Origin of the sequence: Streptomyces camelliae (assembly GCF_027625935.1) — a bacterium.
GTDB classification, from domain to species: Bacteria; Actinomycetota; Actinomycetes; order Streptomycetales; family Streptomycetaceae; genus Streptomyces; species Streptomyces camelliae.
The window spans coordinates 7,693,285-7,708,993 of record NZ_CP115300.1 but is presented as its reverse complement, the minus strand read 5'-3'; the positions used below and the strand labels follow the sequence as shown (position 1 = coordinate 7,708,993).

The window sequence follows — 15,709 nt, the reverse complement described above, 5'->3', positions numbered from 1 at the left end:
GTCAGTCGCGGCGGGCCACCAGACGGTACGCGTTGGACAGGCCCAGGCGGTGGGACAGGGGACGTAGTGCGAAGCGGTCCAGGAGTGTGGCGGTGATGAGGGCGGGGACGCCGGCGAGGAGGAGCGTGGCACGCAGGCCTCGGCTCAGGGGGCCGGGTCGTTCGGGCAGCCAGGGGGCGTCCTCGCGCGGGGCGGTGTGGTCCAGGGCCAGCCAGACGGCGGCCAGCAGGTCGACCGGGTCGTGCGGCTCGGCGTGCTGCTCCGCGACCACCGTGAAGCCCAGCTCGGTCAGTCGCCGCCGGAGGTTGGCCACCGGCATGAAGTGCAGGTGCTGCGGCTGGAGCCAGGGCAGCCACCAGCGGCCGAGCAGCCGGGCGTAGCGGCTCTCCGGGTCAGGCACCTCGATGAGGAGGTGGCCGCCGGGGCGTACGGCCTCGTGGGCGGCGCGCAGTTCGCGGTCCGGGTCGGTGCTGTGCTCCAGGTAGTGGAACATGCTCACCACGTCGTAGCGGGCGGCGAGTTCGGGGGCGAGGGCGGGGAAGGCGCCGCGGTAGGCGTGGTCCACGCGGCCCTCGCGGGCGGCGAGTTCGACACCGTCGGTGAAGTCCAGCCCGTCGAAGGAGGTGCCGGGCAGGACGCTGCGGGCGGCCGCGCAGAAGTGGCCGTGGCCGGTGCCGACGTCCAGCCAGGTCTTCGGGGTGGGGTCGTACGGCAGCATCGCCTCGGCGCGGCCCTCGTACATGGCGGTCCGGCCGCCGAAGGTGCCGCTCATGCGCTGCTCGCCGAGGCCGTCGTAGAAGTCCCGGTAGTAGAACTCCAGCCCTTCCTCGGTGAGTTGGGGGTTCTGGAACGTGTGGCCGCAGTCGGCGCAGCGGTCGAGGGTGAAGTGGCCCGGCTTGTGCTGGAGCAGGTCGGGGGTGCGCAGCCGCGGGGTGAGCCGGTCCGCGCCGCACCAGGGGCAGTCGGTGCGGCGGGCGGTGAAGAAGCGGTCCGTGCCGGCGGCCAGGTCGTCCTGGTAGGCGGGGCGCAGGGCGGCGACGCGCGCCGCCTTGTCACCCTTGCCGGCCTCACGGCCCGTGTCGCCCTTGTCTTCTTGCTCGGTCATCGGGTCTCCGCTTCGGAGTCGGCGAAGTCTGTGAAGTCCGCGAGGTGTTCGAGGTGGGCCGCCGCGGCCCGGGCGCCGCCCGCCGCGCGGAACGCGGTGCGGATCCGGGCCGCGGCAGCCCGCAGGGAGCGGTCGGTGAGGACCGTGTCGAGGGCCGCGCCCAGCCGGTCCGCGGTGACCCGGCCGAAGCGGACCCGGACGCCGGCACCCGCGTCCACGACCTGCCCGGCCACCACCGGCTGATCGTCGCGGATCGGGGCGACGACGAGCGGGACGCCGTGCCACAGGGCCTCGCACACGGTGTTGTGGCCCGCGTGGCAGACGACGGCGTCCATCCGCTCCAGCAAGGGGAGCTGGGGCACGGACGGCAGCACCAGGACGTCCTTGTCGCCGGGCGGCACCGGGAGGACGCCACCCGGGTCGGCGATCACGGCCTGCACCCGGTCGGCGCGTTCGCGCAGCGCGGTGAGGCACTCGGTGAGGAACCGGACGCCCGCGTCCGCGTTGGCCGTGCCGAGGGTCACCAGGACCTTCGCCCGGCCCGGGTCGAGCCGCTCCCAGGGGAAGCCGGGCCCGGCCGGGCGGCCGGCGAGCGACGGGCCGACGTAGTGGATGTGCGGGGCCAACGGCGCCTGGGGACCGATGAGTTCGGGGGTGCTGAAGATCAGCAGCAGGTGCGGGGAGAAACGCGGGTCGGCGGTGCCGGCCGGGTCGCCGATCCGCGTCCGGAGCCCGGCCAGGCTCCGGTCCAGCCACGCGGCGACCTTCGGCAGACCGTCGTACGCGCCGCTGAACTCGGCCGAGGTGGTCGCGGAGGTGGCCCACGGCAGCCCGGCCCGCTCGGCCACCAGGGCGCCGGCGAAGGCCTGTTGGTCGGCCACGACCACGTCCGGGCGGACCGCCTCGACCGCCCCCCGCACGCCCGGAGCCATGGCATCGGCGAGCGGGAGCAGATACCGCTCCCAGAGGAACTTCAGCGCCTCCGCGCCCCGCAGCTCCGGCGGCCGTACGGCACCGTCGGCGCCCGGCACCGGGCCCGCGCACCCGTGCACCTCGGCGTCCGGGCCCGCGAGCCGCCGTACCAGCGCGGGGTCGGCACACGCCCAGGCGACCCGGTGGCCGCGCTCGGTCAGCCGGGCGGCGACGCCGACGGCCGGGTTGATGTGCCCGGTCAGCGGCGGTACGACGAAGAGGAAGGCGCTCACCGGACCCCCGCCCCCGCGTGGATCAGGTCCAGGATGTGCCCGCCGACGACCGTGGGCGCCTCCACCAGCACCGAGTGCTCGTGCCCGGGGAGCACGACCGCCCGGAAGCCGGTCAGCAGCGTCCGCTTCAGCGGCACCAGGTCGACCAGGTCCGAATCGCCGCCGTACACCCCGAGGACCGGGCAGTGTACGGCCCTGATCTCGGCCTCGGTGAGCACGCGGCTGGCGGGGATGTCCCGGCCGAGGGTGGTCTCGCGGGCGAGCCGGGCCGCGCCCTTGGCCAGCCGGGCGGTGTTGTGGCCCCGGTTCGCGGTGATCCAGGCGAGGGCGTCGGGCTCGTTGTGGGCGAGCTGGGTGACGACCCGGTCGAGGATGCGGCCGAGTTTCGCCGCCCAGGCGGGGGTCGGGGGCTCGGACTCGATCAGGGTGAGGCTGGTGACGCGGTCCGGGTGCCGGGCCGCCCAGCCGAAGGCGATGGTGCCGCCGTAGGAGTTGCCGACCAGGTGGACGGGCCCGGTGACGGCAAGCCGGTCGAGGAGGGCCTCCAGGTCGTCGATGTTGTGGTCGAGGGTGTAGCCCCGCGACGGGCGCTCGCTGCGGCCGTGTCCGCGCAGGTCGTACATGACGACGTCGAGTCCGGACGCGGCGAAGGCGGGGGCGACGGTGAAGTAGTAGCTGGCCAGGCTGTCGGTGAGCAGCCCGTGCACCAGGACGACCGTGGCGTGCGGGGACCGGTCGCCGGTGGGCCCCGTGCGCTGGACGTGCAGCCGGATCCCGCCGGCGTCGACCATCGCCACGGCTCAGCCCGCCTGCGTGGTCTTCAGGCTCCACACCACGTACTCCACCAGCCGGCCCACGGTCAGCTCGATGATCTCGTCGAACTCCATGCCGGCCAGGAACTCGGCGAGGTTGGCCCGCCGCCCGTACCGCTCCTCCAGCAGCCCGGCCAGGGTGACGAGGTCGATGCTCTCCAGCTCCAGATCGCGGTTGAAGGTGGTGGACATGCCGATCACCACATCGTCGTCGCCGTACTCCGCGAGGACGGTGCGGAGCATGCCGGTGACGTCGGCGAGCACACGGTCCGCGGTGGGCACGGTGGGCGGCGCGGGGGCCGGCGGGAGGGAGTTCGTCGGAACCGGCTGGGTGGGGTTCATCGGGGGTGCTCCTCGGCTGCTTCGTCTTCGTGTTCAGGGGTGTCCGGCGTCGGGCGGTGTGTCGTCGCCCCGTGCGTCGTCGGCTCCGGGCCCGGTCGTCCAGGCCACCACGTACTCCCGCCCGGGCAGAGCGGGTGGATTACTCACCGGCGCGCAGTGCACGGTGTAGGCGCGCTCCAGACGGCCGGAGACCAGCAGCCGGCTGCCGTCCGGGGCGGCCTCCAGCACCTCGAAGTCCCGTGGCCGGCCGCCGAATCCGACGCCCTCGGCCTTGGCGACCGCCTCCTTGGCGGCCCAGAAACGGGTGAACCACCGCGCCTGCGGATCGGGGCCGTCCTCCGGCAGGCCCCGCAGCAGCCGCAGTTCGGGCGTGCCGAGCGCGGTGGCGAGGGTCGCCGGGTCCCGCTCGGCGACCTCTTCGATGTCGATGCCGGGGCCCGGCTGGGGGCGGTGCGTCCGTACGATCGCCACGCCCGCCTCGCCCCGGTGGGCGAGCGAGACGTCCAGCGGGGGCAGGGTGCGCCCATGCGTACCGGTGACGTACGGACTTCCCAACTCATCATTGTGAACCCGGAGTTCGGCGGGAAAGACGGGGCCTTCGCCGTGCTGCCAGAGCCATTGCCGTACGGCGTCCTTGACCGCGATCCGGCCGAGCAGCCACTGCCGGCGGCCGCGCGGCGGGCGTTCGGCGTATGCGGCGCGCTCGGCACCGCCCAGCGAGTTGCGCATGATCAGCTCGCGTGAGGCGAGGTCCGGCCACCGCTCGTGCACCAGTACCCAGCCGCCGGGCCGGGCGACGGAGAGGGTGTGGCGTTCGGGGAAGCGCTCGACGGGGCGGGTCGTCGGGTCGTTGTCGAAGCGGCGGTCCTGCCAGCCGGTGATCCGGGCCCACACCCGGCCGCCGACGGTCAGCTCCGCGTCCGCCTCCAGAAGGGTGTCCGTGAGGGCCGTGATCCGCAGGAGGCAGGCGACCTCGGTGCCGGGGGCCGGGTGCGGCCCATGGAAGCTCAACTGCCCTATCTGCACGGGGAAGACAACGGTCCGCTCGGTGCGGGTCGCCATGATCCAGTAGCCGAGGAGCTGGCCGACGTTGTCGAGCAGGGCACCGGGGGCGGAGGGTGCGGTGATCCTTCCGCGGATGTGCCGCTCACCGATCGCGGTGAGGTCGGTGAGGCCCTGGAAGCCGGGGCCGTGGAACATCCAGCGCTCCCGGTAGATCTGGGCGGCGGTGTGCTCGGGCCGGCGTTCCGGCGCGTCCGGGAGCGGACCGGGCGGGGGCGGTGCGGGGTGGTGCGGGGCGAGTTCGACGACGGCGCGGGCCGTGGGGCCGAAGGCGACGGTGACGCGGTCGGGACGGCCGGGAAGCGGGTCGGGGGTGACGGTGACCGGCACGTCGACGGGCGGTGTGGCGGTGAGCCAACGGTCGAAGCGGGCCCCGCGCACGGTGACGGCCCGCAGACCGGGGGCCGCGGCCTCCGCCGCGTCCATCATGTGCCGCACGATCGTGGTGGCCGGCACCACCGGCCAACGGTCTTCCACATCCGGCCAGTTGGGCCGCTGCGGGAAGAAGCAGTGGTCCAGGAGGTGGGGCATGGTGCGGGGGGAGACGTGGAGTGTGGTGGTGATCGGGGCGGGTCTGTCGAGGGCGGGCAGGGCAGGGGCCGGGGTGCCGGATCTGTCGGGGGTGGGCGCGGCAGAGGCCGAGGTGCCGGATCTGTCGAGGGCGGGCGCGGCAGAGGCCGAGGTACCGGATCTGTCGAGAGCGGGCGCGGCAGAGGCCGGGGTGCCGGATCTGTCCAGGGCGGGCGCGGCAGAGGCCGGGGTGCCGGATCTGTCGAGGGCGGGCGCGGCAGAGGCCGGGGTGGGGCGGCGGCGCGCGGTGATCAGCTCCGCCGCCGTGTCCGCGGTGTCCCGCAGCAGGGCGCTCAGCTCGGCCGCGGCCGGGAAGCGGGTGGCCAGGGAGTCCAGCGCGCCGGAGCGGGGCGGCGCCGGGTGCGCGGCGGGGCGCAGTTCGGCCCGTAGGGCGTCGAGTTCCGGGCCGGCCAGGGAGACGAGGGCGCCGGAGAGGTCGAGGCGGACGGGTGGGCGCTCAGCAGCGGCTGGGGTGGCCCGGTGCGGCAGCGCCGGGGCCACGGACGCACCCGCCGCCCACAACGCGGTCGCCACACACCGGAGTTGGGACATCCCACTGCGCTGCCGGGCGTTGGCGGCAACGGTCAGGTGGTCGCGGTCGCCGAGGGTGTCGTCGATCAGTGAGGTGAGGTGGCCGGGGCCGGTCTGGACGAAGACGCGGTGCCCGGCGGCGTACATCGCCTCGGTCAGCTCGCGGAAGCGGACGGGCTCCAGCAGATGCCGTACGAACAGCTCACGCACCTCCGCCTCGCCCGGCGGGAAGGGCGCCGCGGTGGTCCCGGACCACACCGGCACGGCCGGCGGATGGAGCCGGAAGCGGTCGGCGGCTTCCTTGATGGGGGCGAGGTACGGTCCGAGCATCGGGGTGTGGAAGCCGGAGCGGAAGGGCAGCACCTGGCAGATCACGCCCTGGGCGCGCAGGGCCCGTACGAACGCCTCGACCGCCGCGCCGGGGCCGCAGACCATGGACTGGCGGGGCGCGTTGTCGTGGGAGAGCACGATGCCGGAGTCCGGCCAGTCCTCGGCGAGGGCGGTGCGGACGTGCTCGGCGGAAGTGCCGAGGGCGGCGAATGCGAGGCCGGGGACGGTGACCGTGTCGGGGTCGAACTCGGCCATGAAGGCGTCCACTTGGGCGGCCGAGTAGAGTCCGGCCACCGCCATCGCCGTCCACTCGCCGACGCTGTGCCCGGCGACCGCGTCCGGTACGACACCCATCCGGCGCAGCACCCGGTCCAGCAGACGGCCCACGCCGACGACACCGAAGCCGTGCCGTCCCACGTCCCCGACCTCCACGTCCGCGCCGGGCAGTGGCGGCAGCCCGAAGTGGGCCGCGATGTCGTCGGTGCGGGGGGTGAAGTCGCCCTCCAGCCCGGGGAAGACGAACGCCAGCCCGCCACCGGCCCGGCCGAGCAGCGGCCCCGGCCGGAACCACACGTCGCCGCGCCCCTGCCAGGCCCGGCCCTTGGCGACCGCACGACGGGCCAGGGCGAGCCGCTTGGCGTTCGGCGCGACGACACCGAGCCGCACGGGACCGGCACCGGGGTGCGGCCGGGCGGGGTCGAGCCCTGCGGCGAGTACGGCGGAGTCCTCGGCGTCGAGGAGGGCACCGAGACCGGCCACACTGTCGGCGGCGAGAAGCAGGACCGGCTCGGACTCGGTGACCTGGGCGGGGGCGGGTTCGTTCACATGGTCGGCAGCAGGAGCGGGCTCGGCGACATGAGCGGCGATGGAACCGGCCTCGGTCACGTGGGCGGGAACCGAACCGGGCTCGGCGATCCGAGCGGCAGCCGGAACGGGCCCGGTCACCTGGGCGGCGGCGGGGGTGGGTCCGGAGGGGGCGTGGATCGGCGGACGGCCGGGGGCCTCCTCCAGCACCACGTGGGCGTTGATCCCGCCGAACCCGAAGGCGTTCACGGCGGCCCGGCGGACCGGCTGCCGGGCGTCGGTCTCCCAGGGGCGGGCCCGGTCCAGGGTGCGAAAGCGCGTGGCGGCGAGGGCGGGGTGGGGGTCCTCGCAGTGCAGGGTGGGCAGGAGGGTGCCGTGGTGGAGCGCGAGGGCGGCTTTCACCAGGCCCGCGACTCCGGCGGCCGGCATGGTGTGGCCGATCATCGACTTCACCGAGCCGAGGACCGGGTGGAGGATGTCACCGCCCCGCTGCCGTGGCCCGAACACCTCTGCCAGGGTGGTGAGTTCGGCCGTATCACCGGCGGGCGTCGCGGTGCCGTGCGCCTCCAGCAGGCCGATGGAGTCCGGTGCGGCCGGATCGAGGCCGGCGGTGTGCCAGGCCTGTCGTACGGCGCGGGCCTGGCCGCCCGGGTCGGGGGTGACGAGCCCCGCCGTACGGCCGTCTCCGGCCACGCCCGTGCCCCGGATCACCGCGTACACGCGGTCGCCGTCGCGCTCGGCGTCCGCGAGCCGCTTCAGGACGACGACGCCCGTGCCCTCGCCGATGAGGATGCCGTCCGCGTCACGGTGGAAGGGACGGATGCGCTCGGTCGGGGACAGGGCGCGCAGTTGGGAGAAGACGCTCCAGAGGGTGATGTCGTGGCAGTGATGCACTCCCCCGGCGAGCATCATGTCGCAGCGGCCGGTGGTGAGTTCGGTGACCGCCTGGTCGACGGCGACGAGCGAGGAGGCGCAGGCCGCGTCCAGGGTGTAGGCGGGGCCGCGCAGGTCGAGCCGGTTGGCGATGCGGGACGCGGCCAGGTTGGGGACCAGGCCGATCGCGGACTCCGGGCGGTCGGGGCCGAGCCGTTCGGTGAACGCGGCGCGGATCCGGTCGAGTTGGTCCGATTCCAGTCCGGGTAGCAACTCGCCCAGCGTGCGCACGAGTTGGTGAGCCGTCCGGACCCGCTGGTCGAGCCGGACCAGGCCGGGCGTGAGATAGCCGCCGCGGCCCAGCGCCACCCCGATCCGGTGCCGGTCGGGCAGCCGGTCCGTGCCGCCCGCGTCGGCGAGCGCGGCGGCGGCCACGTCGAGGGCGATCAGCTGGTCCGGCTCGGTGCCGGACACCGAGGCGGGCATGATGCCGTAGCGCGTGACCTCCACCTCGGCCAGGCCGTCCACGAAGCCGCCGCGCCGGCAGTACACCTGGTCGGCGGCGGCCGGCCCGGCCGCCGTACCGGGCCGGTAGTAGTCGGCGTCCCAGCGGTCGGCGGGGACCTCGCGGACCGCGTCGACGCCGTCGCGCAGATTGCGCCAGTAGGCGTCGAGGCCGGGGGCGCCGGGCAGCAGCACCGCCATCCCGACGATGGCGACGGGTAGCTGACGTGACGTCATGTCACCAGCCCGATGCGGTGTGGACGACGGCACGGGCCGCCGGGTCGCCCCAGGCGAGCTCCCGGAGCAGGGCCGCGGTGCCCTCGTCCGGGTCGATCAGGTCGACCCCGCGCCTGGCGTACTCGCGGCCGAGTTCCGCCCCGACCATGCCGGTGTGTGCGCCGGAGGGTGCCCAGGGTCCCCAGTGCACGGTCAGTGCGCGGTGGCCGGTGCGCTCGGCCCAGTCCGCGCCGAGCGCCTCCAGGGCGTCGTTGGCGGCGGCGTAGTCGGCCTGGCCGCGGTTGCCGAGGAGGGCGGCGATGCTGCCGAACAGTACGGTGAACGCGGGCGCGGCGGGCAGTTCGTCCAGGGCGGCGAACAGCGCCGCGGCACCGGCGATCTTCGTGCCGTAGACCCGCTGGAAGGACTCGGGCGTCTTGTCGGCGATCAGCCGGTCCTCGATGACTCCGGCGGCGAAGACGACACCGTCGAGCCTGCCGTGTTCGGCGTGGATCTCCTTGACCGCCTGCAGGACGGCGTCCCGCTCCCGGAAGTCGACCGAGCGGTAGCGGGCCTCGCTGCCGAGCGTGCCGAGTTCGGCGAGGGTCGTGGCGATCTCCCGCTGGGCGAGGAGGAGTTCGGCGGTCCGGTTGATCTCGGCGGGCTTCGGCGCACCGGGTCCGGCGGCCAGCGCCGCCCGCAGTTCGACGGGGGTGCGGGCGGCCGCGGTACGGGGGTCCTCGGGTGCGGTGGGCGCGGGGGTACGGCCCAGCAGTTCGACCCGGCACCGGCAGGCGCGGGCCAGGGTGGCGGCGAACCGCGCGGTGATGCCCCGGGCGCCGCCGGCCAGCAGGACGACGGAGTCCCGGTCGAGACCGAGCGCGGCCGCCTCGGCGGCGCCGTCGGCGGCGGGCCCGGCGCCGGTGGTGCCGAGCAGGCCGAGGGGCGCGGGCAGCAGCTCGAATCCCTGCCGGGCTCCGGCCGCCGTACGCAGGACGACCGGGGCCACCGGCTCCGGGGCACGCAGCTCGGCGAGCAGGGCCTCGGCGACGGCCGCCGGGGCGGTGTCCGGCACGGCGACGACCCGGGCGAGGAGGCCGGGGTACTCCCGGCCGACGCTGCGGAACAGCCCGTCCAGCCCGGCCGCCCGCAGCGCCTGCGCGCGGTCGGCGCCCCGCACGGCGAGCAGCGTCCGCGGGCCGCACGCCAGCGCCGCCCTCAGCACCGGGAAGGCGTCCGGCAGCACTGGAAGGTCGGAGCCGGGCAGCGCGCCGAGGTACACGACACCGTCGACCGGGCCGTCGGCCGAGGTGAGGTGGTGCGCCTGGTCGAGGACCACGGGATCGGCACCGTGCGCGGCGAGCCGCGCCGCGAGCTCGCCCGCCGTGCCCGCTCCGCCGCCGAGAAGGACGAAGCGCCGCCCGGACAGGTCGAGACCGACCGGGCCGGGCTCCGGAAGGGCCACGGGTCGCAGCTCACAGCGCCGGGGCGGCACCCCGGGAACGAGAGGTTCCGCCGGAGCTCGCGTACCGATGTGCGCCGCCTCCGCCGGCTCCCCGGCCGGTTCCCGGGCGTATGACACCTCCGCCTGCGCCTCGATCGGTTCGCGACCGTACGACACCTCGGCCCGCTCCTCGACCGGTTCGCGGGCATGGGCCGCCTCCACCCGCTCGCCCTCGCCCCCGGATCCGGCCCCGACACGCGCCGTGAGCCATCCGGTCACCGCCGCCGCCGTGCGCGCCTTGGCCAGTTCCTCCAGTTCGGCGTCGTCCAGGACCTCGGCGCCGCCTGCGATGCCCAGGCGCTTGGCGAGTTCACCCGCGATCTCGGCACGCTTGATGGAGTCGATGCTCAGGTCCGCCTCCAGGTCGAGGTCGGGCTCGATCATGTCGACGGGATAGCCGGTCCGTTCGCTGATGATCTCCAGGACGATCCGCTCCACGTCGGCCACCGGCTCTTCGGCAACGAGGGAGGACAACGGCGGCTCGGCGGACGGCAGTTCGTGCTGCGCCACGGGATCCGGTGCGGGCACGGCGGCGACCGGGGCCGGCGGTGTCGCGCCCGGTGCCGCCCCGAAGTAGGTGAGCAGCACATCGCGCTGGGCGGCGATCATCTCCCTGCTGGTGCGCAGGAACTCGGAGATCAGCGCGTCCCGGTCGGTGGGGGCGCCGTGCGGCTGGTCGGTGGTCACGGTCGTCTCCATGACTCGTCGGGCCGGTGCGAGGGCACCGGGCAGGAGTGCCCCGTCGGCGGTGCGGACGAGGTGTCCGTCGACCGTCCAGCCGGGCCGTTTCGGTGCCGGGGCGCGCAGCGCGTCGACGGCGTCGCGGCCGCGCAGGAGCCAGGCGGTGCGCACCGGCCGTCCGGCGACGGCGAGTTGGGCGAGTGCGTCCAGCCAGCCGCGCAGCCCGCTGTCCCCCGACGGTTCACAGACGACGGTGCGGTGCGGGCGGTCGCCGAGGATCTGCCGCACGAGCCGGGTGAGCACGCTACCGGGGCCCGCCTCGACGAAGAGCCGCGCGCCCGCCTCGTACATCGCCTCGATCTGGGCGACGAAGGCGACCGGGGCGCCGATCTGCGCGGCGAGTCCGGCACGCACCGCGTCGGGATCGCGGGGGTAGGGCGCGGCGGTGCGGTTGGCCCAGACGGGGAACTCGGGTGCCCGTACGGTCTTGTCCGCGAGGACCTTGGCGAAACGCTCACCCGCAGAGGCCACGAGCGGGCTGTGGAAGGCGCAGGCCACGGGGATGCGCCGGGCGCCGAGCCCGACCGCGCGCAGCAGTCGTACGGCCGTGCCGATGTCCTCGGTCGGTCCAGAAATCACCGTCTGCTCGGGTGAGTTGAGGTTGGCGACGACTACGGTCGCGGGGGCCCCGGCCGTGCGCAGGGCGTCGGTGACCGTCTCGGCGGGGGCGGCGACGGCGGCCATCGTGCCGGGGTCGTCGCCGGCCGCCGCCAGGATCGCGGCGGCGCGTTCGCCGCTCAGTTCCAGCAGGGTCTCGGGGTCGAGGGCGCCGGCCGCGGCGAGGGCGACCAGTTCGCCGTAGCTGTGACCGGCGGCCTGGTCGGGGTGGACGCCCGCGGAGGTGAGGAAGGCGTGGGCGGCGAGGCCCGCGATGCCGAGGGCGGGCTGGGCGGACCGGGTGTCGGTGAGGTCGGCCCGGAGACGCTCGCGGGCGGTGTCGTCGAAGGCGGCCGGCGGATGGACGACGTCGGCGTGGGCGCGGCCCAGGTACAGATAGTGGCGCAGCGCGGGAAGGGTGACCAGGAGGTCGGCGAGCATGCCGGTGCGCTGGCTGCCCTGGCCGGGGAAGAGGAAGGCGATCTGGCCGTCCACCGGGTCCGCCGCGTGGATTCCGGCGGCCGGGTCGTGCTCCCCGGCGAGTATCCGCCGTAGCTGTGCGGTCAGTTCCTCGATGTCGCGGGCCACGACGGCGGCGCGTACCGGTTCGTGCGCGGTGTCGGCGCGGCGGGCCGCGGCGAGGGCGAGGTCCCGCAGCCGCCAGGGCCGGCCGTCGGCCTCGGCGGCCCGCAGGAGCTCCTCGACCGTGCGGTGGGCCGCCACCGTGTCCCGGCCCCGGAAGAGGAACAGCTCGCACGGCCACTCGTCCAGGGTCTGCGCCGGTGGTACGGCGTCGCTGTGACCGGCGAGCACCGCGTGGAAGTTGGTCCCGCCGAAGCCGAACGCGCTGACCCCGGCGAAGCGTTCGGCGGCCGGTGCGCTCCAGGGCCGGGCCCGGGTGTGGAAGACGAAGGGGCTGCTGTCCTGTGCCCAGGCCGGGTTGGGGTGCTCCACGTGCAGGGTGGGCGGGGTGACACCGGTGTAGAGGGCGAGGGTGGTCTTGATGAGGCCGGCGAGTCCGGCGGCGCACTTGGTGTGCCCGATCTGCGACTTGACCGAGCCGAGCGCACAACTGCCCAGCTCCGCACCGGCTTCGGTGAACACGTCGCTGAGTACGGTGAGTTCGGTGCGGTCACCGACGACCGTGCCGGTGCCGTGGGCCTCGACGAGGCCGACGTCCGCCGGTGAGACCCCGGCGTTGCGGTAGGCGCGCTCCAGTGCCGCCCGCTGGCCTTCGGGGCGGGGTGCGGTCAGGCCCAGGGAGCGGCCGTCGCTGGCGGAGCCGAGGCCCTTGACCACGCCGTAGATCCGGTCGCCGGCGCGTTCGGCGTCCGCGAGCCGTTTGAGGACCAGGCAGGCCACGCCCTCGCCGAGCGCGATGCCGTCGGCGGAGGCGTCGAAGGCGCGGGAGCGGCCGGTCGGCGAGAGCGCGTGGACGGAGGAGAACAGGACGTAGTCGTTGATGCCGTTGTGCAGGTCGGCGCCGCCGCACAGCACCATGTCGCTGGTGCCGGAGACGAGTTCCTTGCAGGCCACGTCGAGGGCGGCGAGGGAGGAGGCGCAGGCGGCGTCGACGGTGAAGTTGGCCCCGCCGAGGTCCAGCCGGTTGGCGATCCGGCCGGAGATGACGTTGGCCAGCATGCCGGGGAAGGAGTCCTCGGTCAGCCGGGGCAGCTGCTCCTCGATCCCGTCCGGGACCTTGCCGTAGTAGGCGGGGAGTACGGCGCGCAGGGTGACGGCGTTGGACAGATCGCTGCCCGCCTCGGCGCCGAAGACGACGGAGGTCCGCGCGCGGTCGAACGCCCGCCCCCGATCCCCGTATCCGGCGTCCTCAAGGGCCCGCCAGGCCGCCTCCAGGGACAGCAGCTGCACGGGTTCGATGCTGCCGAGCGAGGCGGGCGGGATGCCGTAGCGCAGCGGGTCGAACGGGATGCGGGGCAGGAAGCCGCCCCATTTGGACGCGGTGCTGGCGGACGCGTGGTGCACGGCCGGGTCCCAGCGCTCGGGCGGCACCTCGGTGACGGCGTCGCGTCCCGTGACGACGGTGCTCCAGAAGGCGGCGAGGTCGGCGGCCTGCGGGAACATGCAGGCCATGCCGACGATCGCGATGTCGAGCGGTGCGGGCGGGGCCGGTTCGGCCGGGGGCAGCGGTGCCGGGCGCGCGGCCCGTCGGGTCAGGAAGTCGGCGGCGCCGTCGGTCACCGCACGGTGCAGTTCGGCCACGGTGGTGGTCGCCGAGCGCAGGACGGCGACCTCGCCCGCCATGAACATCCCGTCGCTGAGCTGCCGTTCCTCTCCGACAGCGGCCAACTCGCCGTCGGTGCACCGCTCCACGCCCTTGCTCGCGATGCGCAGCCGCCCCACGTTGAGTCGTTCCAATCCCTCCCAGACCTCGCGGTCGCTCAGCCCCTGCGCCCGCAGTGCGGCCTCCCGGTCCCGGTAGTCGCCGGTGAAGGGGCTCGGCACACAGCGGGTCGCGTGACCCGGGGCGGTCTCCAGCAGGTCGGTCGCGGTGGCGGCGAGGACCTGCCGCTGGAAGAGGGGCTGGATGGCGCCGTGCGCGACGGCTTCCTCGGTGAACAGGTAGGCGGTGCCCATGAGGAGGCCGACGGCGGCACCGCGGGCGGTGAGCGGCGCGGCGAGGGCGGCGACCATGGCGGCCGACCGCTCGTCGTGCACACCGCCCGCGAAGAGGACCTCCAGCTGCCGGGCCCTCTCGTCATCGGCGTCGGCCAAGTAGTCCTCAAGTACCCCGAGTTGGGCCTCCCACAGCGGGAAGGACGCCCGGGGCCCCACATGCCCGCCGCACTCGGACCCCTCGAACACGAACCTGCGCGCACCGGCATCGACGAACTGCCGCAGCAGCCCAGGCGACGGCACGTGCAGGAAGGTCCGGATCCCGGCCCGCTCCAGCGCCTCGGCCTGGGCGGGCCGTCCGCCCGCGATGACCGCGTGCGTGGGCCGCAGCTCCCGTACGGCGTCCAACTGGGCGTTCCTGATCTCCTCCGGCGCGAAGCCGAGGACACCCACACCCCAGGGCCGCCCGTCCAGCACGGCCCGCGCCTCGGTCAGCATCGCCCGCGTCCGCTCCCCGTCGGCGAGGGCCAGCGCCAGAAACGGCAGCGCCCCGCCCTCGGCGACAGCGGCGGCGAACCCGGCCTGATCGCTGACCCGCGTCATGGGTCCCTGCGCCACCGGAAGCCGGGTCCCGAGCGCCCGGCTCATGGCAGAGCCGGGCCGCAGAGCGGCGACGGCAGCAGGCTCGGCTTGGGTGTGCCGCGCGTCCGTCACGATGTCCGACGCAATGTCCGACGCGACGTCCGAAACGCCGGCGGCACCCGCCGGGCCGGCATCGGACACGGCCTGCGAGGCCGCCGACCGGGCATCGGACACGGCATGGGAGGCCTCAGCCCCGGCATCCGCCTCGCCCAAGGCCACCGCAGCCCCAGCACCCTCCGCGCCAAGGTCCGCCTCAGGTCCAGCGCCCGCCGTCCCGGCCCTGCCTGCCGGACCGGCGTCGGCCACGCCGTCGACCCGCACCGGATCGCCGACGGCCACCCCCTGGATGACCGCCGACAGCTCCCGCACCACCCCCCGCACATGCCCCCACCGTTCGGCGAACCGGGCGGCGAGGAAGCCGTCCTGGCCCACGGGGAGGAGGTGGGTGCGTGGGTCGGCGGTGCCCAGGAGGGCCGCGATCGTCTCAGGGTCGTCGGCGGAGATGCGCGGGGCGTCGGGCCCGCGGCGGCGCAGCACCCGGTGGCCGCCCAGCAGTACGGTCTCCGAGCCGTCCAGGGACCGCAGAGCTGCCCGTACCGTCTCGGGCTGTCCCGACTCGGCCAGCAGGGCCAGTTGGCTGTCGAGCACGACACCGGCGGCCCCGCCGGCCACGGCGGCCGCCGCCGTACGCGGTCCGATGCCGCCGCACGCCCAGACCGGAACGTCGTTCAACTCGCCGTCGGACAGCAGCTGTTGGAGCAGTACGAAGGTGCTCAGCTCGCCGACCCGGCCGCCGCTCTCGGCACCCCGGGCGATCAGACCTCGGGCACCGGCGCGGACGGCTGTCCGGGCCTGGTCGATGTCGGTGATCTCCGCCAACACCCGCCAGTGTGGCGGGAGTTGGGTCGCCTGCCAGGGCGCGTCCGAGGTGAGGACCACGGTGTCGGGGCCATCGCCGACGTCGGCCGGGGTCAGGGTGCAGCGCCCGGTCACCCGTATGCCGAAGGGGCCCGGCGCGGCCCGTCTCAGCCGGGACAGTTCCTCGCGGCATCTTCGGTCGCCGGTGCCGAGGTCGAGGACGCCGAGCGCGCCGGCGGCACTGGCGGCAGCGGCGAGTCCGGCGTCGGGCTCACCGAAGGGGGTGAGACACAGGATCAGGTCTTGGGCGCGCACTGGGGAGGTCATGATGCTCCGGCACGATCGGCGGGGACAGCACGGTGGGGGGTGTGCGGCGGAACTCTCTGGTGCGAGGGCACCGGAACCTAGCGAGGTGTTACTCACGGGTCAATAACGT

General features: G+C 74.9%; 6 protein-coding genes. All 6 read right to left on the bottom strand.

The window, feature by feature from the left end; translation table 11 throughout:
* Position 1: 1 nt before the first annotated feature.
* Positions 2-1,105 (bottom strand): class I SAM-dependent methyltransferase, encoded by a 1,104-nt coding sequence (locus O1G22_RS35315; RefSeq protein ID WP_270085009.1) that lies wholly within the window; start codon positions 1,103-1,105, stop codon positions 2-4.
* On the bottom strand, positions 1,102-2,310 hold the full coding sequence (locus O1G22_RS35310) for a glycosyltransferase (RefSeq protein ID WP_270085008.1): 1,209 nt from the start codon (positions 2,308-2,310) through the stop codon (positions 1,102-1,104). The genes O1G22_RS35315 and O1G22_RS35310 overlap by 4 nt, the downstream gene beginning before the upstream one ends.
* A complete protein-coding gene (locus tag O1G22_RS35305; RefSeq protein WP_428986525.1) occupies positions 2,307-3,101 on the bottom strand; it encodes an alpha/beta fold hydrolase in 795 nt (264 codons plus the stop codon). Before O1G22_RS35305 ends, O1G22_RS35310 begins: the two co-directional genes overlap by 4 nt.
* Before the next feature lie 9 nt (positions 3,102-3,110).
* Complete coding sequence (locus O1G22_RS35300; protein ID WP_270086627.1) at positions 3,111-3,365, bottom strand: acyl carrier protein; 255 nt, start codon at positions 3,363-3,365, stop codon at positions 3,111-3,113.
* A 132-nt stretch (positions 3,366-3,497) separates the two neighbouring features.
* On the bottom strand, positions 3,498-8,375 hold the full coding sequence (locus O1G22_RS35295; RefSeq protein ID WP_270085006.1) for a type I polyketide synthase: 4,878 nt from the start codon (positions 8,373-8,375) through the stop codon (positions 3,498-3,500).
* A 1-nt stretch (position 8,376) separates the two neighbouring features.
* On the bottom strand, positions 8,377-15,600 hold the full coding sequence (locus tag O1G22_RS35290; protein ID WP_270085005.1) for a type I polyketide synthase: 7,224 nt from the start codon (positions 15,598-15,600) through the stop codon (positions 8,377-8,379).
* Between the last annotated feature and the right edge of the window lie 109 nt (positions 15,601-15,709).